Origin of the sequence: Cupriavidus pauculus (genome assembly GCF_008801835.1) — a bacterium.
In the GTDB taxonomy this organism is placed as follows: domain Bacteria; phylum Pseudomonadota; class Gammaproteobacteria; order Burkholderiales; family Burkholderiaceae; genus Cupriavidus; species Cupriavidus pauculus.
Genome location: NZ_VZOW01000017.1, coordinates 1 through 17,356 on the forward strand (window position 1 = coordinate 1; position 17,356 = coordinate 17,356).

The window sequence follows — 17,356 nt, forward strand, 5'->3', positions numbered from 1 at the left end:
AGGACCGGGCGCCCTGCCCGTCGCCGCCGGGGCCACCGGGGCTTCCGCGTCCGCCGCACCATCGGCCGCGCCGGCCTCGGCCGCCGTCGCCATGCCGGGCGCCGCGAGCGCCGTCAGCGATGCGCTGAACGCGGCGCAGGCACCGGGCAAGCGCTACGCCGACGCGTCGCCGACCAATGTCGAGGACGCCTACAACGCGCTGAAGACGTACCTGATGCTCGGCGACAAGCGCCACGTCGAAGTGGCGCATCTGACCGACCAGGTCACGCGTTTCTGGCGCAGCTGGCTCGAAGAGAACCGCGGCAACATGCCGCGCGAGCAGATGATCCGCTCCGCCGAACGCAACATCTCGTTCTTCCTGGGCCGCGTCAACGATGACAACTGGCCGTTGCTCGAAGGCAACCTGTCGCTGATCGACCAGACGCGCGACAACCTGCGGCGCGTGGTGCGCGGCATGCCTGCGCGCGAACGCGCCTATGCCGAGATCAAGGCACGCGCGGCGACGCGCTTCGCACCGATGACCGTCGCGCGTATCGTCGGCGACAACGGTGCGCGCATCGTGGCCGGCAGCTACGCCGTACCGGGCACGTTCACGCGCGAAGCCTGGCAGCAGTATGTGCAGCCCGCCATCCGCGACGCCGCCAACAAGGAGCTGCAGACCAAGGACTGGGTGCTGAACGTGGCCGCGCGCGACGACCTGACGCTCGAAGGCAGCCCCGAGCAGATCCAGAAGGCGCTGGTGACGATGTACAAGACCGAGTACGCGCGCGAGTGGCAACGCTTCATGCAGGGCGTGGCGGTGCAGGAGTTCACCAGTTTCGACCAGGCCGTCACCGCGATGAACCTGCTTGGCGATCCGGTCAACTCGCCGATCCGCAAGCTGTTCGATACCGCCTACGACCAGACGTCGTGGGACAACCCGTCGCTCGTCAATGCCGGCCTCAAGCAGGCGCGCAGCGGTGCGTTCAGCTGGATCACGCGCTGGTTCACCAACCGCGCGCCGTCCGGCGTGGATGTCGATCCAAACGCCATCGCCGCCGCAGCCAACGACGCCACGTCCGGCAATCCCGTGCCCGTCGGTCCGGTCGGCAAGGAGTTCGCCGGACTGGCCAAGATCGTCGTCATGCACGACAACAGCTCGCTGCTGCGCGGCTATATGGAATCGCTGTCCAAGGTGCGCACCCGATTCAACACCATCAAGAACCAGGGCGATCCGGGACCTGGCGCGCGCCAGCTGATGCAGCAGACGCTGGAAGGCAACGGGTCCGAGCTGGCCGATTCGCTCAAGTATGTCGACGAGCAGATGCTGACCGGCATGACCGACAGCCAGCGCGGCACGCTGCGTCCGATCCTGGTGCGGCCGCTGCTGCAGTCGTATGCGGTGACGATGCGCCCCGCCGCGCTCGAGATCAACAAGGTGTGGAATGCGCAGGTGTTCCAGCCGTTCATGCAGACGCTGGCCACCAAGTATCCATTTGCCGCCGACGCCAAGATCGAAGCCAGCTCGGCCGAGATCGCGCAGGTGTTCGGCCCCGAAGGCACCATTGCGCGCTTTGCCGGATCGACGATCGGCCCGCTGTCGGTACGCCGCGGCGACATGATTGCGGCACGCACCTGGGGCGACCTGGGCCTGACCTTCGTGCCCGAGTTCGTGACCAACTTCACGCGCTGGATCGCGCCGCTGACCGGCGGCGCGGCGGCGGGCGGCCAGGGTGCCGCGGCGGCGCAGCAGACAGTGTTCCAGATCCTGCCGTCGCCGGCCCAGGGCACCACCGAATACACGGTCGAGATCGACGGTCAGCAGCTGCGCTATCGCAACACGCCGCCGCAGTGGACCAACTTCGTCTGGCCCAATCCGCAGGGATCGCCGGGCGCGCGCATCACCGCCACCACGTTTGACGGCCGCACCGTGGAAGTGCTCAGCGAGCCCGGGCGTTTCGGCCTGGAGCGCCTGATCTCCACGGCGCAGCGCAAGCGCCGGCCCGATGGCGCGTTCGATCTGTCGTGGACCCAGGGCGGCACCACGGTAGCCGTGGCGCTGCGCATCGTCAGCAGTCCGCAGACACAGGCCAATTCGGATGCGCCGCAAGGCCAGGGCCTGCGCGGCATGAAGCTGCCTGCCACGATCGCCGATGCGGCCGTGCCGACGCCGTCCGCACCCACCACTCCCAACCCTGCGCCCGGCGCCGCCACGGCGGCGCTGCCGCCGCTCACGCCCGCGCCCGTGCCATCGCAAACCGTGCAGACCGTCCATGCGGGAGGCGCGCAATGACGCCCTCCACGCAACTGAACCTGGCCTATTTCGGCAAGCTGCCTTCGCGCGGCGACTTCGTGAAAAGCGAGAACAACACGCAGTTGCTCGGCACGCTGGACCATTGGCTGTCGCAAAGCATGGAACTGCTGTCCGAGGATCCGGGCTGGAAGAGCGTTTATGACGCGTGGCAGCCGGTGCAGTTTGCGATCGTCGGCTCGCAAAGCCGCATCGCCGTGGCCGGCTGCATCATGGCCAGCAGCGACCAGTCGACGCGGCGCTTTCCGTTCCTGACGGCGGCCACGCTGCCGGTAGACAAGCCGCTCGGCTTCATGGCGCGCAGCCCGCTGGCCTTGGCGCGGCTATGGACGCGCGCCGGCCAGCAGATGCGTGCGCTGGTGGCCGACAGCGACCCCGCCGAGGGACTGCGCGCGCTGGCGCAAACGCCGCTGGCGCTGGAAACCGGCGCGGGCGCGCAGGCCTACGACGCCAGCTTCGCGGACTTCATCGACTTCCAGACCGTGGCCGGGCTCGAACACATGCTGCAGACACAAGGCCAGACGCTGCGCCTGCGCAATACGCTGCTGGCGCTGGGGCTGCTGCTGGAGCCGGTGTTCGCGTCGGGCGCGGCGCGCCTGGAGAAAGGACTGACGCTGCCGCTGCCGACCGATCCGGTCTATCGCAGCCTGGTGGCCAGCTTCTGGCTGGACCTGGTATCGGGCTTCCTGCGGCGCGGCGATTGCGAACTGGCGTTCTTCCTGTGCAACGTGGGCGGCCGCGACCGGCTCGTGATCGGCTTCAATGGCGCGTCGTCGCGCACGCTGCATGGCGTGATGTCGCCGCTGGCGTACGCCGCGGTGAACATCGACATCGACGATCCGGCCTGGGTGGAGCAGCACGCCGAAGGCAAACAGGGTGTGGCCAAGCTGGCCAGCTATCTGGAACAACCGCAGCTGTCGCTGCGCGCGGCGATCGACACGTTCCGCGAAGTGTTCCTCGGAGAATGAGCATGGGTTTTTCGATGTCCCCTCGCGCGCTGGCCGTGGCGTGCGCGTTGTTCTGCCTGGCTGGCGCGGCACCGGCACAGCAGGCTTCCGCCCCCGCGACGCCGGCCGCTGGCGCAGCCGCGGGCCGCGTGGTGGCCGGTGGCGCCGTGCCCGACGAAGCCACCAAGTCCGAGGTGCTGGCACGCCTGCGCGAGCTGTATGGGCCGGCCAATGTCGTCGACCAGATCGAAGTGGGCGGCGTGGTGTCGCCGCCCAACTGGACCGCCAGCGTGAAGAAGGTGCTCTCCCCGCAGATCAAGGAAGTCACGCGCGGCCAGCTCAGCATCGATGGCACGCAGATCTCACTGTTTGGCGATGTGCCGACCGAAAGCCGGCGCCAGCAGCTGGCGGCGGAACTGTCCAACGGGCTGGGCCAGCAATACACGATCAAAAACGGCCTGAGCGTGCCGGCATCGGGACAGAACCTGCTGGATCAGACGCTGGCCAACCGCATCGTCGAATTCGAAACCGGCAGCGCCACGCTGACGCCGAAGGGACGGACGCTGCTCGACGAGATGGCGGGCGTGCTGCCCAAGCTGGCCGGCAAGCGTATCGAGATCGTCGGCCATACCGACAATTCGGGCAGCCGCGCGCTGAATCTTGCGCTCAGCCAGTCGCGCGCGGAGACGGTGAAGAGTTATCTGGCCGGCAAGGGGATCAACCCGGCCACGCTAAGCGCGGTGGGCGTCGGCCCAGACCAGCCCGTGGCGCCCAATGACAAGGAAGAAAACCGCGCGCGCAACCGGCGCATCGAATTCCGGGCCAGCCAGTAAGCGCAGACCGGCGGGCAGCGTGTTGCGCAGCCCACCGGCGCAAGGCACATCACGAATTGCCGTCGGCTGACGGGTCCTGCTGCATGCCGAGCAGTTCCTCCAGTTGCGAGAGCGTGGCATCGTCCTTGACCACGGTGCGCAGCCATTCATGCAGCGGCATATCGCCCCAGCGTGCAGCGCGGGCCGCGAGATAGGCCACCGGGCTGTGCGGCTCGGTGCGGCGGAAAAACTCGGCCACTTCGCGCAGTTGCGCCAGCGCCTGCTGCCGCGAGCGCAGCGGACCGCCCGCGCCGTTGCCGGCCGATCCTTGACCTGCGGCCGGCGCGAACGTCGGCTCCTGGCGCACCGCCGGTCCGCCCTGCACCGACGCCTTGTCTTCCGCGGGGGTCGTCGGTTTTTCCACCCATCGCTCGACCAGATTCTTGACCGCATCGAGCGCTTCCAGCGCCTGCCGGAAGCTGGGCGAATGCTCGCCAGCCTTGTCGTCCAGCACATCGGCAAGCCGCTGAACGGCTTCTATGCAACGGGCGATGTCCGCCAGCGTCGCCGCGTGGAATGCGGCCGGCGTGGACTTGCGCGCAGCGTCGAACATGTCCAGCGTGGTCTTGCCGGCCGCCAGCGCATCGGCGTTATCGGGGTCGCGCCGAATCGCCTCGGCCAGGTTGGCGCCCGCCTCCCAGTCGATAAAGCTGTAGCCGCCGCTTCCTTGATCGACCAGCGGAACCTCGCGGATCAACTGGCGCGAACGGCCCGCCAGCCATGCGGCGCTGCCGGTCCGGTATTCGACGTCGTCGGCATCGGCCTGCGGATGCATGCCATCCCAGAACTGCTCGCACAGCCCCGCCGTCAGCAGATAGCCGTCGCGCAGGCCGGCAAAACCGTTGGTCTTGGAGAGCGCCTCGGTCATCCACACGGCTACGCGCAAATCCTTGGTCTTGCTGCCCAGCAGCGACGTACCAATCTTGACCACCTCGCGCCAGTCGGCTTCCTTGAGGTCTGTCACCCATTCGCCTTGATCGAGCGATGGATCGTCGAAACGACGCGCCTCCTGAATGCGATCGAATTCCGCGGAAAAGAGCATGTCTTCACCATATGGCGAATCGCCAGGAATGGGCGCAAGCAGGTGATCGAGAATAACGTTGGCCATGAGGTGAACCGGTGACGGAAACCGCGCCAGTTTACCGTTACGTGTCGTCAAACGGGCGGTTTTGTGCGAGCGCGCAAGAGATCGTCGGCAGCGATCTTTTGCGCCGTCTTCGGGATGGCGAGACCTCGCATCAAGGCCCCGCGCCCCGGAGCGCGAGGAAACCTCGCTTGCGATGCGTGACAAAGAAATCAGCGGCGATTTTCTGGCGCGATCGCCCTTGCGCACTGGCCCAGGCGATATCGCGAATGGCCGCGACGCACCCGTGTGCCGTCAGGCCATTTCCTCGACAGCCTCGCCGGCCAGCGCGACTTCGGTCTCGGCAGCCACCTTGGCTTTCGCCGTCGCTTCGTCGACTTCGGAAACCATGTCGCCCAGACCGATGACAACCGTGATATTCGGCGTCCAGTCCTTGCGATCGGTACTGACATCGGCAAAGGTGGTCACCGTTGCGGTGTAGCCCTGCGCCCGGAGATCGTCGGCGAGCCGTTGCGCGCGCGGCTCCAGCGCGGCTTGCGGATTGTCTTCGGTGATGTCGAGCACCAGCCTGGTCTCGAATTCTTCCTTGCCTTTCTGGATGGCCGCTTGCATGGCCTTGAGCTGCTTGTTCGCAAGCGCGACGAGCTTGCTGTACTTCGATTCTTCCTGGCTGGCGCGCAGTGCCTTGGCGGCGTTGACGATTTCGGTGCGGTCCACGAACATGATTGCCTTTCGGAGGTGGAGAGAAAAAACGCAGGCGCCGTACGGCCTTGGCATGAGCCAGATTTCCGGTTGCGGCGAGCACTGTATAAATATACAGTAGTCATCAGCGAACCGGCAAGCGGTAAAGAGGCGGAGTCGTAATCTCGGGAGTATTCAGCGGGACCGGGCATCTGACCGGCTCACTGAATGTACGCCTTCAAACCTTCGGCGAGCGCGGCGAAAGTCACTGCACAGCGCGCGCTTTCGCGCAGGTCCTCGTGCATGGCGATCCAGGTATCCATCTTCAGCGAGAACTCGCTCCGTAGCACGCGTACCAGCGCTTTGTCCCGTGCGGCCAACGCCGATTGGCAAACGCCAATGCCCAAGCCCGCCCGGATAACCCCTAACTGGGCGAGGTCGCTGTCGGCACGGAACGCAAGGGCCGCGCGCGAGAACATCGGGAATTGATCGAGCAGTCGGCGAATGTACGCGTTCTCGTGGTCAAAGCCGATGAGCGTGTGGTGGGATAACGCTTCCAGCGATTTCGGCGTGCCGTGCGCGGCCAGATAGCGTTTGTGCGCATGTAAACCAAGTTCGATACCGCCTATGCGCTTGGCGACCAATGCGTCCTGCGTGGGCCGGAGCATGCGCACCGCGATGTCCGCCTCGCGATGCAACAGATCGTCCACCTTGTTCGACAGAACGAGCTCAATGATCAGTTCCGGGTACTCATTTCTCAGCTTGGCGAGGATCGGCGGCAGTACTTCTACGCCAATCACCTCGCTGGCGCTCAGGCGCACCGTGCCGCGAACCCCTGAGCCGTGGCTGCTGGCCACTCGGAGGATCGCCGCGGAGGTAGCGGCCACGCTGGCCGCATAGGGCTTGAGTTCGAGTGCAGCCGAGGTGGGCGCGAAGCCATCGAACGAGCGCGTAAAAAGCTTCAATGCCAACGCCGATTCAAGGCTATCGATGTGTCGGCCGACGGTCGGTTGGGTCAGACCCATCGCGCGCCCCGCCGCCGACAGCGAACCAGTCTCCAGCACCGTCAGAAAGGTCCGGTACCACTCCCAGTTCGGTTCGCTTTGCGTCATGGTATGCATTTTTCTATAGCGGCGATGCGATTCTAGGCAATTTTCGTTTGCCCGTCCATTTGGCAATCTACGGCTTCCAACGGCGCAATCAATCGAAGTCCCAGGAGAACCGTCATGTCCAAAGTAGCCCTGTTCGGCGCCGCAGGCGTCATCGGTCAAAGCATCGCCGCCGCTCTCAGTCGCGAGGGGCGTCGCTATCGCGTGGTCGGCCGGAGCGAACCCAGCCTGCGCGAGGCGTTCGGCGCCGATCCGCTCGCCGAGATCGTCACGTGGAACCCGAACTCGCCCGCGTCGGTGCAGGCGGCGGCCGAAGGCATCGAGACGCTCGTGTACATGGTCGGCGTGAACTACTGGCAGTTCGAGTTGCATCCCGAACTGATGCAAAGAACGATTGAGGGCGCCGTCGCGGCGGGAGTCAAGAACATCATCCTTATCGGCACCGTGTACCCATACGGCAGGGCAAGATCCAATCCGGTGCGCGAGGACCACCCGCGAGCGCCGCACACGTTCAAGGGCCGCATGCGCAAGGCGCAGGAAGACTTGCTGATGCAAGCGCATAAAGCCGGCCGCATCAAGGCGACCGTCCTGCGCTTGCCGGACTTCTACGGCCCGGGCGTGGAAGCCAGCCTGCTGCACCGCGCAGCGCTGGCGGCGGTGAATGGCGGCACCGCAGACATGGTCGGGCCGATCGACTGCCCGCACGAGTTCGTCTTCGTGCCCGACGTGGGACCGGTCGTCGCCCGGCTGCTCGATACGCCCGCTGCGTTCGGAAAGATCTGGAATTTGGCCGGTGCGGGCGTCACGACGCAGCGCGAGCTGGTGTCGGAGATGGAGCGGCTGACGGGCAGAAAGCTCAAATTACGCGTGGCGGGCAAGACGATGCTGCGCCTGATCGGTCTGTTCAACCCATTCATGCGAGAGATGGTGGAGATGAACTATCTGATGACCGAGCCGTTGATCATGGACGATTCAGCGCTGCGGCAACTGATCGGCCCGATTCGCAAGACGTCCTATCAGGAAGGCATCCGGCAGACACTGGCAGCTGTGGCGAGGACCGGCGCCCTGGCGACTGCAGCGTGAGGGAGGTTGAGCTTTCGATTGCCATTTACGGCGGCGGGATCACAGTGGACCGCATGCCGGCAAAATCCTCGCTTAAGCGAGAGCAGGTATCCTATGCGTCCCACCTACAGCGTCTAGCGCCAGATGGACGGCCACCTCCACATCCGCCAACTCGCCGGCCACGGCCGCGGCCCGTTTGACTTCGACGTACTCAGCGGACGGTGCACGACCCTATCGGGCCCATCGGGATCTGGAAAGAGTCTGCTGTTGAGGATGATCGCGGATCTGATTCCGAGTACGGGCGACGTCCGCATCGGCAGCATGTCTCGCGACAGCCTGAGCGGCCCGGCCTGGCGTCGCCAGGTTACATACGTTGCCGCGGAATCCGGCTGGTGGGCCGACGATGTTCTGAGCCATTTCGATACCTGCACGCCGTCGGCGCTGGCGCCGTTGCTGGTCAAGCTGCGTCTGCGCACCGATATCCTGACCGCGCACGTCAGCCATCTCTCGACCGGAGAGCGCCAACGACTGGCGTTGCTGAGAGCAATCGTCCTCGGTCCACGGTTCCTGCTACTGGATGAACCGACCTCGGGCCTCGATGAGGATTCCACCTTGGCGGTGGAAGCACTACTGAAGGGGCTGATGGCCGACGGGACCGGATTGCTTGTCGTCACGCACAGTCCTGAACAGGCCATCCGTTTGCAGGGCGATCGCGTTCGTCTTTGCGCCACCGGCCTTGAGAGGGTCTCCGCATGAATCCCATTTTGCTTACCTCAGGAGACCTGGTTCTGGCGAGCCTGCTTATCGTCGCCGGAGCTGCACTGTCGGTGGCGTTGTCCCTGGGGATCCATCGCATGCTGCTGCTCGGCGCGGTTCGCATGGTTGTGCAATTGCTTCTCGTCGGCCTGGTGTTGCGCGCCGTATTCGCCATCGCATCTCCCTGGATCACCCTCCTGCTCGTCGTTGCAATGATTCTTGCCGCGGCCCGCGAAGCGGGAAGCCGGCAGGAGCGGCGTCTGGACCGTCGCTGGCAATTCCTCTTGGGGCTGGCCACGGTGAGCGCCCCGACAATCCTCATTACCGTACTGGCCCTGGTGACAGCGCTGCGCCCTTCCCCTTGGTACGACGCTCGCCACGCCATCCCACTGGCCGGCATCATCCTTGGCAATGCGATGAATGCAGCGAGCCTGACGTTGCAGACGACGTTCAATGCCGCCTGGTATCAACGTCAGGCCATCGACGCGCGGCTGGCACTCGGTGCCGACCGGCAGACCGCGCTCCGCCCGATTCTGCGGCAGGCAGTTCGAAGTGGACTGCTACCGACCATCAACACGATGGCCGCCGCCGGCATCATTACCCTTCCAGGGATCATGACCGGCCAGATCCTGGCGGGTATGGACCCGATCGAGGCAGCTCGTTACCAGATTCTGCTGATGTTCCTGCTATCGGGGGGAAGCATTCTCGCAGTTGTATTAGCCGCATGGCTAGCGCTATGGCGGCTGACGGATTCACGCCACCGACTGCGTCTGGACAGACTTGAGGCGCGTTAGTGCGATCGCTCCTCGCCGCCTTTCGGTCCCCCCGGGACGCACAGGAGGGCGTGGCCGACCCGCATGAATCGGTCGGCTAGAGGCATCCCGACCTCCTGAACAACTTTCTGGCACCTGCGCTAAAGTCTTAGCTTTTTCAGCCGATGACATGGTAGGCCAGATTTTATGCTGGCATTCCATTTGTTATTCGTTGAGGCCTGCCAACGTTACATACGTGCTTGGCTAAATGTTCCAGAGTGTTCAACTTTTTAAAAGTAGATCCAGAAAGGAAAAGAGGTGAACCAGAAATTCGAAGAGGTGCGAATAGAGGAACTGGCTACATCAGCTGCCGAAGAGGTAGATGCGCTCCCATTCGGCGTAATCGGATTTACGCTGGACGGGACTGTTACCGTCTATAACGCCACCGAGTCGACAAACGCGGGCTTGAGTCCGAAGCGAGTGCTAGGCAAGCATTTTTTTGAAGAAGTCGCGCCGTGCATGAACAACTTCATGGTTGCGCAACGATTCGACGACGCGGACGAGCTCGACGACATCATTCCCTACGTCCTGACCTTGCGCATGCGTCCGACGCCGGTACGGTTGAGGCTGCTGAAAGCGCTCGGCTGCGCGACCCATTTTGTCCTGATCGAGCGGAGGACAGCAAATTGAGCGGGCCGAATACCGACAAGAACGACGTGGAGTCCGAGTACGAATCCTTGCTCTCATTCATGTATCTATCGCCGGTCGGGATTGTTCGCTGCGACAAATCTGGCCGCGTTGACATGATGAATCCGCTTGCCGCGCAACTGCTCATGCCTCTGGTAAAAGGCGGGAACATCGAGAATATTTTCGACAGCCTTGCGTCGGTGGCCCCAGAGCTGCGCCATCTGGCGGCCAGTTTCGAAGCGGAGCGGGGGCCTGTGTGTGAAAACCATCGGGTTTTCGTAACCCCGGCCAAGGATGGCGCAGTCGTCCTGGCATGTTCCATCATCAAAGTGAATGTGGATGTGCTGATGATGGTGTTGACGGACATCTCCCGCCAGGTTGCCGCTGAGCGCCGAGCACGACAAACCGAGTCATGGCTTGCCGGAATCTATACCGGCGTCAACGATTTTGCGTTTTTTACGCTCGATGCCCACGGCTGCATCGATAGCTGGAATCCATCTGTTGAGCGCTTGACGGGTTTTCGTGAGGCGGAAGTTGTCGGGCATACGCTGTCGCGCTTTTATGCCAACGATGAGATTGTTTTGCACCGTTCACCCGAGCACATCGCGCTGACGCGCGAAGATGGTTGGCACGTAGAGGAGTTCTGGTGCGAATCGAAAGCGGGTCGGCGCTATTGGGGGCAAGTTCTCGTTTCTGTGCTTCGTGAGGAGGACGACGAGATTTCCGGGTATTCGGTGGTGTTGAGGGACATTACGGAACGAAAAGTTCACAGCGACAACCTCGCGCGGCTTCTTACAACAGATCACCTGACCGGCGTAACGAACCGCGCTCACTTCTTTGAAATCGGGGAGTCCGAAGTTGCACGGGCCGAACGCCACCGCCGGGCATTGTCGCTGGTTATGCTGGACGCCGACCACTTCAAGCGGATCAATGACACGGGCGGCCATCAGGCTGGCGACGAGGTTTTGAAGCGGATTGCTGGTGAAGCAAAAGCGCTTCTGGGAAGGTCCGACATTGTCGCGAGACTCGGAGGAGAGGAATTCGTCCTGCTGCTTCCGTCCACCACAGCAGAGGAAGCAATGGCGGTCGCGGAGCGACTGCGCATCGCCGTCGAGCAAGCACTTATTGACACGGCTGTCGGACAATTCAAAGCGACTATCAGTCTTGGCGTAGCGAGTCTCGGTGATGAAAACCCGACACTGCAAGCCCTGTTGGCTGCCGGTGACCGCGCCCTCTATGCCGCAAAACAAGCGGGGCGAAATTGTGTGCGCGGCGCCACTGCGGGGCCGAAGGACGTAGCGCTTTCTGTCAGAGAAGAAGGCACCCGCTCCAACTCCACGGGTGCCGGGCCACGGCGCCGGTAGGTGCAATCCCAAACAGAAAATAGAAACGGCGCAAAGAGAAATGGCTTCTTTCAAGATTCATGGCCACGACGCTGTGGCCAGTCAATCGAATAGATGTTCTGGATGCAAGGACACGAAACCCCTGCCAGTTGAGATCGATTTCGCATTTCAGCCAATCGTCGACGTGAACGCCAGAGCGGTGTTCGCGTACGAGGCGCTGGTACGGGGTGCAAACGGGGAATCTGCGCATTCGGTGCTATCGCAAATCGACGATGCAACGAAATACCAGTTCGACCAACAGTGCCGGCAGACTGCAATCGCCAGTGCTGCGGCGTTAGGTCTGGACGCGTTTCTGTCAATCAATTTCATGCCCAACGCGGTCTATCGGCCGGAGGTCTGCATACGAAGCACCCTGGACGCGGCGCAGGCGAATGGTTTCCCGATTGAAAGAATCATCTTCGAGACGGTCGAGGGTGAACATCTTGCGGACCGAAATCACCTGGTCGATATTTTTAGAGCCTACAAGGAATACGGCTTTCTCACTGCAATCGATGATTTTGGGTCGGGTTACTCGGGACTTGCGCTTCTGGTAGATTTTCAGCCCGACATCATCAAGCTCGATATGGGACTTCTCCGCGGCATCGACACTGACAGCGTGCGTCAGCGCGTCGTGCGAAGTGTCATATCGATGTGCCACGACCTCGGCATCCGCGTGGTTGCGGAAGGCATCGAAACCAAAGGCGAGCGTGATTTCTTTGTTGCGCATGGAGTGCGTCTGATGCAAGGCTATTTTTTCGCAAAACCGGCTTTTAAAGCGATTCCAACCATCGATGAAATGTTGTACTCCGCCTAGCGGGATTGCGCGGGCGGGTCATGGAGTCAGCCCAGAAGGAAAACTGCGGCCCGATGCCAGGACCAGATCGAAACCCGGCTGTACAGTTCTCACAGCCAGTAACGCATCATGCTGCTCATCCGCCCGAGGGCGAGAGCTTGTTTGAGGGTCCTATGAGGGGAATCTTCCACTCAAATGACTAATAGAAAGATAATGGACCCCTCGCTGTCTCGCCTTAACACCTCATGACACCCCTGGATATTCAATTGTTGCTGACCGCCCTCGTCAGCGTACTCGTGCTCGTCGCGCTCATCGTGTCGCGAATCAAGATGCACCCGCTCTTGGCGCTGCTCATCGTTTCCATTGGCGTCGGCTTCGCAACTGGCATGGCCCCGGAAAGCATCGTCAAGCATCTAGTCGATGGTGCAGGCAAAACGCTCGGCGCGGTGGGTGTAGTGATTGCGCTCGGCGCCATGCTCGGCAAGATTCTTGCTGATGCCGGGACCACAGAGCAGATTGCAGATGCGATTCTGAAGCGCACTTCGGATCGGATGATCCCGTGGGCGATGACACTGGTGGCCTTTGTCGTCGGCATTCCCATGTTCTTCGAAGTCGGTCTGGTGGTGATGCTGCCGTTGATCTTCAGTGTCGCCCGCAAACTGGAGAGCAACAGCCGCTTCAAGGGTTCGGCCTATGTCTATGTGGGGGTCCCGGTCATTTCCGCGCTGGCCGCCATGCATGGCATGGTGCCGCCCCACCCCGGTCCGCTGACGGCCATCGCCAGTCTGAAAGCATCCGTGGGGCCCACGATGCTGTACGGCTTTATCGCGGCGATTCCCGCCATGATTCTTGGCGGTCCACTTTACGGCGCCTTCATTTCGCCGCGCATGAATACCCGGCCCGACCAGGCTCTCCTGGACCAGTTCACCCTCCCGGAGAAAGCGGCCGCCGCCCGGCAGCCCGGCGTCGGGACCGGCGTGCTCGCAGCATTGCTGCCCGCGATCTTGATGCTCGCGCATGCGATTGCCGAAACGGTGCTGCCCAAGGGGAGCGCCGTGCTGCATGTGGCAAGCTTCCTCGGCAATCCGTTGATTGCCATGTTGCTGGGCGTGATGTTCGCGATTGTGGCGCTGGTGCTCTCGCGCGGCGGCGATGCCGAGAAACTGCGCGGCGCGCTGGGCAGCAGCCTCAAGCCGATTGCCTCGATCATCATGATCATCGCGGGCGGCGGCGCGTTTCAGCAGATGCTCACCAGCGCTAAAGTGGGCGACGCCATCGTACATCTGACGCAGCAACTCGCATTCCCGCCGCTTATCCTTGGCTGGCTGATCGCGATGCTGCTATCGGTCTCGACCGGGTCCGCCACCGTTGGCATCGTCGGCGCCGCGGGCCTGCTGGCACCGCTCGCCGGCAGCGATCCGAGCCTCAATCTGCCACTGCTCGCATTGTCGATCGGTTGCGGATCGCTGTTCTTCAACTACGCCAATCACGCGGGTTTCTGGATGGTCAAGGAATCGTTCGGCATGACCATGAGCGAAGCGACAAAGACCATCTCGGTGGTCCAGTCGATCGTTGCGGCTGTCGGACTGATCATGGTGCTGATCCTCAATGCCGCGATTCCCGTGCATTGAATGACGGGCGGCGGGTCCCTACGTTGCATTCCATGCGCGTTTTGAGCCGGCATGCGCGCTGCACTCGCCCCCGTAGCCGCCGCGCGAACCCGCTTCACCTGCGCTAGCTGGCTGCCGGGGGTGCCGCGGTGGACCCGCGCACCACCAGCTCCGGCCGTAATTCGACGACGACGCTGGCGGTAAGTGGCTTGGCGATCCGGCGCAGCAGCAGCTCTGCGGCCTGCTCGCCCATGTCGTGTACGGGGATGCGGATGGTGGTAAGCGGCGGCGTCAGCGCATCGACGAACGGCATGTCGTTGTGACCGACGATGGAAACGTCATCCGGGCAGCGGATGCCGTGCTCGCGCAGATAGTCGTAGCACCCCATCGCTACCAGATCATTGCCAGCGGCGATGGCGGTCAGGCCGGGCAAGGCTTCAAACAACTGCGCGCAGGCCTTGCGACCTGCTTCGCGGCCATAGCTTTCCGCCTCGACGACCACATACTGGGCGCGGCGCAGGCGATGCCGCTTCACTGCATGCAGGAAGCCCTCCCGGCGCGACTCGCCTGTCGACGTACTGGCCGGGCCGGCGATATGCCCGATGCATCGATGGCCCAGCGACACCAGGTGATCGACCGTCAGCCCCATGGCCAGCGCACTGTCACTGACTACGCATGACGCCCTTCCCGTCGGTTCGCCGCGATTGACCATCACCACGGGGATGCCCACCTTCACGCAGTATTCGAGCAGCGGATCGTCGCGCTCGGCTGTCGCCAGGATCAGCCCTTCCACCTGGCGAGCCAGCATCTGGTCCACGACGAAGCGCTGGCGCGCGCGCTCGGTGCCGGCATTCACGACGATCGGTACATAGCCCATCCGTGAAAGCACCGATTCGATGCCCGCCAGGATTGGCGGGAACACCGGGTTGGCGATATCGGGAAGGATCACCCCGACCAGCCCGGAGCGCTGCGTGCGCAGCCCGGCTGCGATGCGGTTGGGGCGGAAACCGCGCGCCTCGGCCAACTTCAGGATACGAGCGGCCACCTCTTCGGCCACCAAGTGGCGCGTTGCCGGGTTCATCACACGCGACACCGTGGAATAATGCACGTCGACCTCCGCGGCAAGGTCTTTGATGGTCACGCGTTTGCGCTCGGACATGGGACGGCGGACGCCAGGCTGGTTCATTGAGGTCCGCCATTCTAGCGTCTGCCGTGCCTGCACCCTTTACTCCCCGGCGCGCACGCCCGACTGCCTGACCACCGGCGCCAGCTTGACGATTTCGGCCTGGATATAGCTGGCAAACTCCTGCGGGGTACTGGGTCGGGGTTCCGCGCCCTGCGCTGCCAGGCGCTCGCGCACGTCCGGCGCCGCCAGCGCCTTGCCGATTTCGGCGTTGATCGCGTTGACGATCTCCTTGGGCGTCGAAGCTGGCGCGAGCACGCCAAACCAGGAGTCGAAGGCATAGTGCGGCAGCCCGGACTCCGCCACGGTTGGGACATCCGGCAGCGCGGCGGCCCGTTTGGGCGTGGTCACCGCCAGCGCGCGGAGCTTGCCCTGGCGGACAAATGGCATCGCCGACACGGTCGGCGCGAACATCATGTCGCCGCGCCCCGCCATCACATCGGTCAATCCTTCACCCGTGCCCTTGTATGGGATGTGCATGATGTCGATGCCCGCCTGGATCTTGAACATCTCGCCGCTCAGGTGCGTGGAACTGCCCGATCCGGCCGAATTGAAATTCATCGCACCCGGCCGGGCCTTGGCCGCCGCGACAATGTCACGGACCGACTTGTACTGGCTGGCCGCATTGACCACCAGCACATTTGGGACCGACGCCACCAGCGATACGGGCGCGAAGTCCTTCACCGTGTCATAAGCCAGCTTCGGATAGAGCGTGGCGTTAATGGCGTGCCCCACGGACACCAGGATCAGCGTGTAGCCGTCAGGGGCCGACTTGGCAACCGTAGTGGCGCCCAGCGTGCCGCCCGCGCCCGGACGGTTGTCGACGACGACCTGCCAATGGCCGCCCTCCCCCATCTTGGTGGCGATGATGCGCGCCAGGATGTCGGTGGCGCTGCCCGCGGAAAACGGCACCACCAGCCGGATCGGCTTGGCAGGAAACTGCGGCTGCGCGCCAGCCATTGTCGGTACAGCCACCGCTGCCGCCAGCGCGAACGCGGCAAGGGGCTGGAGCGTACGGGGGCGGAAAAGCTGTCGAATCATGATGGTCTCCTCGCAACAGTGACGTGTCGTGGCGTCAGAAGAAATGCCGCATGCCGAGCGCAAACGTCTGCGGATCGGCGCCGGCCTTGACGCCAAGCTCGTTGATGGCAAAGTCGTAGATCGCGTTTTTCTTGTTGTTGATGCGGCTGTAGTAGGCAAATAGCGCCGTCCGCTTTGAAAGCGGATAGTCGTAGCCCACGGTGAACTGCATGGCACCGGTTTCCGGGCCGCTTCGGAAGAAGCCGATCGTGTCAGTGGACGATCCGGTCCCGTTCGGTGCGAAGGCAAAGCCCACGCGAACGCTGCCCGGGCCGAGCTTCTGCACCAGGGACGCGTAGTAGCCGTTGCGCTGCAGATCCCCGGTATCGGTGCGGTAGTGCAGATGTTCGTAGACCGCAGCGATACGGGTGCCCGGCAGCAACTGGTAGGCCAGCGCCACCTTCAGGGCATCGTCGTTGCGCCCGGCCGCCTGGTAATGCTGGTGGATTTCGTATGCGAACGTCGCGCTAAGCGGCCCCTGGTCGTAGACCAGCGCCGCCGAGTACAGCGCCGGGTTCCTCGGGACGGTGGTCTTCTCCTCCGGCAGCCCCCAGCCCAGCCACAGGCTGGCACCCCAGAGCTGGGGCGAGCGGTACTGCACGATGTTCTTCTGGCGCCGGTCGAAGGAACTGGTGTCCTGCACGTTGTCGGAGCTGGACGTCGATCCGTTGCCAATCAGCGCCATGTAGCCAGCCGTTGTTGGGTAGTACGGATCGTAGCTGGCGGTTGATTCGGTGTAGGGCGTCTGCCAGTGCCCCATGAACACCAGGCCGTAGTCGCCCTGCAGTCCCACACGGGAGTTGCGCCCCGCGATCTGCCCCTGGCCGGTATCGAGCGAGACATTGCTTTCGATCTGCCAGACGGCCTTGAGCGAGCCAAACAGATCCTCCTCGCCCCGAAACCCGAACACCGAGCGGTTGTTGGTCAGCCGCGCCCTGCCGCCAAGCCTGGTGCCATCGGTGGACGTGCTGGCACTGGAGTATTCGATGGCCGTATTGAGCCGGCCGTAGATGGTGACGCTGTTTTCTGCCATGGCCGGCGCTACAACACCGGCCGACATCAGCGCCA

The 17,356-nt window shown here is 63.4% G+C and carries 16 protein-coding genes; 10 read left to right on the forward strand and 6 right to left on the reverse strand.

What is annotated here, in order from left to right:
• From F7R19_RS17665 to F7R19_RS17675, 3 genes are all read left to right on the forward strand, one after another.
• A partial coding sequence (locus F7R19_RS17665; protein ID WP_282959935.1) for an ImcF-related family protein occupies window positions 1-2,272 on the forward strand: 2,272 nt, incomplete at its 5' end.
• Complete coding sequence (gene tagF, locus F7R19_RS17670) at window positions 2,269-3,258, forward strand: type VI secretion system-associated protein TagF (RefSeq protein ID WP_061959590.1); 990 nt, start codon at window positions 2,269-2,271, stop codon at window positions 3,256-3,258. The genes F7R19_RS17665 and tagF, both read left to right, overlap by 4 nt.
• A 2-nt stretch (window positions 3,259-3,260) precedes the next feature.
• The gene (locus F7R19_RS17675) at window positions 3,261-4,070 is read left to right on the forward strand and encodes an OmpA family protein (protein ID WP_150981451.1); all 810 of its coding nucleotides are present in this window, start codon (window positions 3,261-3,263) and stop codon (window positions 4,068-4,070) included.
• A gap of 49 nt (window positions 4,071-4,119) precedes the next feature.
• Here the strand turns inward: F7R19_RS17675 and tssA are convergent, their stop codons facing one another.
• The 3 genes from tssA to F7R19_RS17690 form a co-directional block, all read right to left on the reverse strand.
• Complete coding sequence (gene tssA / locus F7R19_RS17680; RefSeq protein ID WP_150981452.1) at window positions 4,120-5,217, reverse strand: type VI secretion system protein TssA; 1,098 nt, start codon at window positions 5,215-5,217, stop codon at window positions 4,120-4,122.
• A gap of 270 nt (window positions 5,218-5,487) precedes the next feature.
• The gene (locus F7R19_RS17685) at window positions 5,488-5,916 is read right to left on the reverse strand and encodes a hypothetical protein (protein WP_061956160.1); all 429 of its coding nucleotides are present in this window, start codon (window positions 5,914-5,916) and stop codon (window positions 5,488-5,490) included.
• A 179-nt stretch (window positions 5,917-6,095) separates the two neighbouring features.
• On the reverse strand, window positions 6,096-6,986 hold the full coding sequence (locus tag F7R19_RS17690; protein WP_150981453.1) for a LysR family transcriptional regulator: 891 nt from the start codon (window positions 6,984-6,986) through the stop codon (window positions 6,096-6,098).
• Between the two features lie 114 nt (window positions 6,987-7,100).
• On the opposite strand from F7R19_RS17690, the gene F7R19_RS17695 reads away from it, so the two are divergent.
• The 7 genes from F7R19_RS17695 to F7R19_RS17725 all read left to right on the forward strand — a co-directional run bounded on the left by F7R19_RS17695 (window position 7,101) and on the right by F7R19_RS17725 (window position 14,046).
• Window positions 7,101-8,066 carry an NAD-dependent epimerase/dehydratase family protein gene (locus tag F7R19_RS17695; protein WP_150981454.1) on the forward strand — a complete coding sequence of 322 codons (966 nt, stop codon included), beginning with the start codon at window positions 7,101-7,103 and terminating at the stop codon, window positions 8,064-8,066.
• A gap of 123 nt (window positions 8,067-8,189) precedes the next feature.
• Window positions 8,190-8,801, forward strand: coding sequence for an ABC transporter ATP-binding protein (locus F7R19_RS17700; protein ID WP_150981455.1), 612 nt, complete (start codon window positions 8,190-8,192; stop codon window positions 8,799-8,801).
• The gene (locus tag F7R19_RS17705) at window positions 8,798-9,595 is read left to right on the forward strand and encodes an ABC transporter permease (RefSeq protein ID WP_061956154.1); all 798 of its coding nucleotides are present in this window, start codon (window positions 8,798-8,800) and stop codon (window positions 9,593-9,595) included. The genes F7R19_RS17700 and F7R19_RS17705 overlap by 4 nt, the downstream gene beginning before the upstream one ends.
• Before the next feature lie 276 nt (window positions 9,596-9,871).
• Window positions 9,872-10,243, forward strand: coding sequence for a PAS domain-containing protein (locus F7R19_RS17710; protein ID WP_061956153.1), 372 nt, complete (start codon window positions 9,872-9,874; stop codon window positions 10,241-10,243).
• On the forward strand, window positions 10,240-11,604 hold the full coding sequence (locus F7R19_RS17715) for a sensor domain-containing diguanylate cyclase (protein ID WP_150981456.1): 1,365 nt from the start codon (window positions 10,240-10,242) through the stop codon (window positions 11,602-11,604). The genes F7R19_RS17710 and F7R19_RS17715 overlap by 4 nt, the downstream gene beginning before the upstream one ends.
• Window positions 11,605-11,644: 40 nt before the next feature.
• Window positions 11,645-12,436, forward strand: coding sequence for an EAL domain-containing protein (locus F7R19_RS17720; protein WP_150981457.1), 792 nt, complete (start codon window positions 11,645-11,647; stop codon window positions 12,434-12,436).
• 224 nt (window positions 12,437-12,660) lie between these two features.
• Window positions 12,661-14,046: a GntP family permease gene (locus F7R19_RS17725; RefSeq protein WP_150981458.1), complete on the forward strand. Its 1,386-nt coding sequence runs from the start codon at window positions 12,661-12,663 to the stop codon at window positions 14,044-14,046.
• A gap of 103 nt (window positions 14,047-14,149) precedes the next feature.
• Here the strand turns inward: F7R19_RS17725 and F7R19_RS17730 are convergent, their stop codons facing one another.
• The 3 genes from F7R19_RS17730 to F7R19_RS17740 form a co-directional block, all read right to left on the reverse strand.
• Window positions 14,150-15,184 (reverse strand): LacI family DNA-binding transcriptional regulator, encoded by a 1,035-nt coding sequence (locus F7R19_RS17730; protein ID WP_150981459.1) that lies wholly within the window; start codon window positions 15,182-15,184, stop codon window positions 14,150-14,152.
• Between the two features lie 66 nt (window positions 15,185-15,250).
• A complete protein-coding gene (locus F7R19_RS17735; RefSeq protein WP_404993521.1) occupies window positions 15,251-16,168 on the reverse strand; it encodes a tripartite tricarboxylate transporter substrate binding protein in 918 nt (305 codons plus the stop codon).
• Between the two features lie 115 nt (window positions 16,169-16,283).
• Window positions 16,284-17,348, reverse strand: a complete 1,065-nt coding sequence (locus F7R19_RS17740; RefSeq protein ID WP_223505946.1) for a porin — start codon at window positions 17,346-17,348, stop codon at window positions 16,284-16,286.
• Between the last annotated feature and the right edge of the window lie 8 nt (window positions 17,349-17,356).

What these genes read in the sequence shown, in the direction of transcription:
- tssA (WP_150981452.1), bottom strand. Translation starts at nt 5,217, where the DNA reads ATGGCCAACGTTATTCTCGATCACCTGCTTGCGCCCATTCCTGGCGAT.
- F7R19_RS17740 (WP_223505946.1), bottom strand. Translation starts at nt 17,348, where the DNA reads ATGTCGGCCGGTGTTGTAGCGCCGGCCATGGCAGAAAACAGCGTCACC.
- F7R19_RS17685 (WP_061956160.1), bottom strand. Translation starts at nt 5,916, where the DNA reads ATGTTCGTGGACCGCACCGAAATCGTCAACGCCGCCAAGGCACTGCGC.
- F7R19_RS17735 (WP_404993521.1), bottom strand. Translation starts at nt 16,168, where the DNA reads ATGGCTGGCGCGCAGCCGCAGTTTCCTGCCAAGCCGATCCGGCTGGTG.
- F7R19_RS17720 (WP_150981457.1), top strand. Translation starts at nt 11,645, where the DNA reads ATGGCTTCTTTCAAGATTCATGGCCACGACGCTGTGGCCAGTCAATCG.
- F7R19_RS17705 (WP_061956154.1), top strand. Translation starts at nt 8,798, where the DNA reads ATGAATCCCATTTTGCTTACCTCAGGAGACCTGGTTCTGGCGAGCCTG.
- F7R19_RS17700 (WP_150981455.1), top strand. Translation starts at nt 8,190, where the DNA reads ATGGACGGCCACCTCCACATCCGCCAACTCGCCGGCCACGGCCGCGGC.
- F7R19_RS17675 (WP_150981451.1), top strand. Translation starts at nt 3,261, where the DNA reads ATGGGTTTTTCGATGTCCCCTCGCGCGCTGGCCGTGGCGTGCGCGTTG.
- F7R19_RS17730 (WP_150981459.1), bottom strand. Translation starts at nt 15,184, where the DNA reads ATGTCCGAGCGCAAACGCGTGACCATCAAAGACCTTGCCGCGGAGGTC.
- tagF (WP_061959590.1), top strand. Translation starts at nt 2,269, where the DNA reads ATGACGCCCTCCACGCAACTGAACCTGGCCTATTTCGGCAAGCTGCCT.
- F7R19_RS17725 (WP_150981458.1), top strand. Translation starts at nt 12,661, where the DNA reads ATGACACCCCTGGATATTCAATTGTTGCTGACCGCCCTCGTCAGCGTA.
- F7R19_RS17690 (WP_150981453.1), bottom strand. Translation starts at nt 6,986, where the DNA reads ATGACGCAAAGCGAACCGAACTGGGAGTGGTACCGGACCTTTCTGACG.
- F7R19_RS17695 (WP_150981454.1), top strand. Translation starts at nt 7,101, where the DNA reads ATGTCCAAAGTAGCCCTGTTCGGCGCCGCAGGCGTCATCGGTCAAAGC.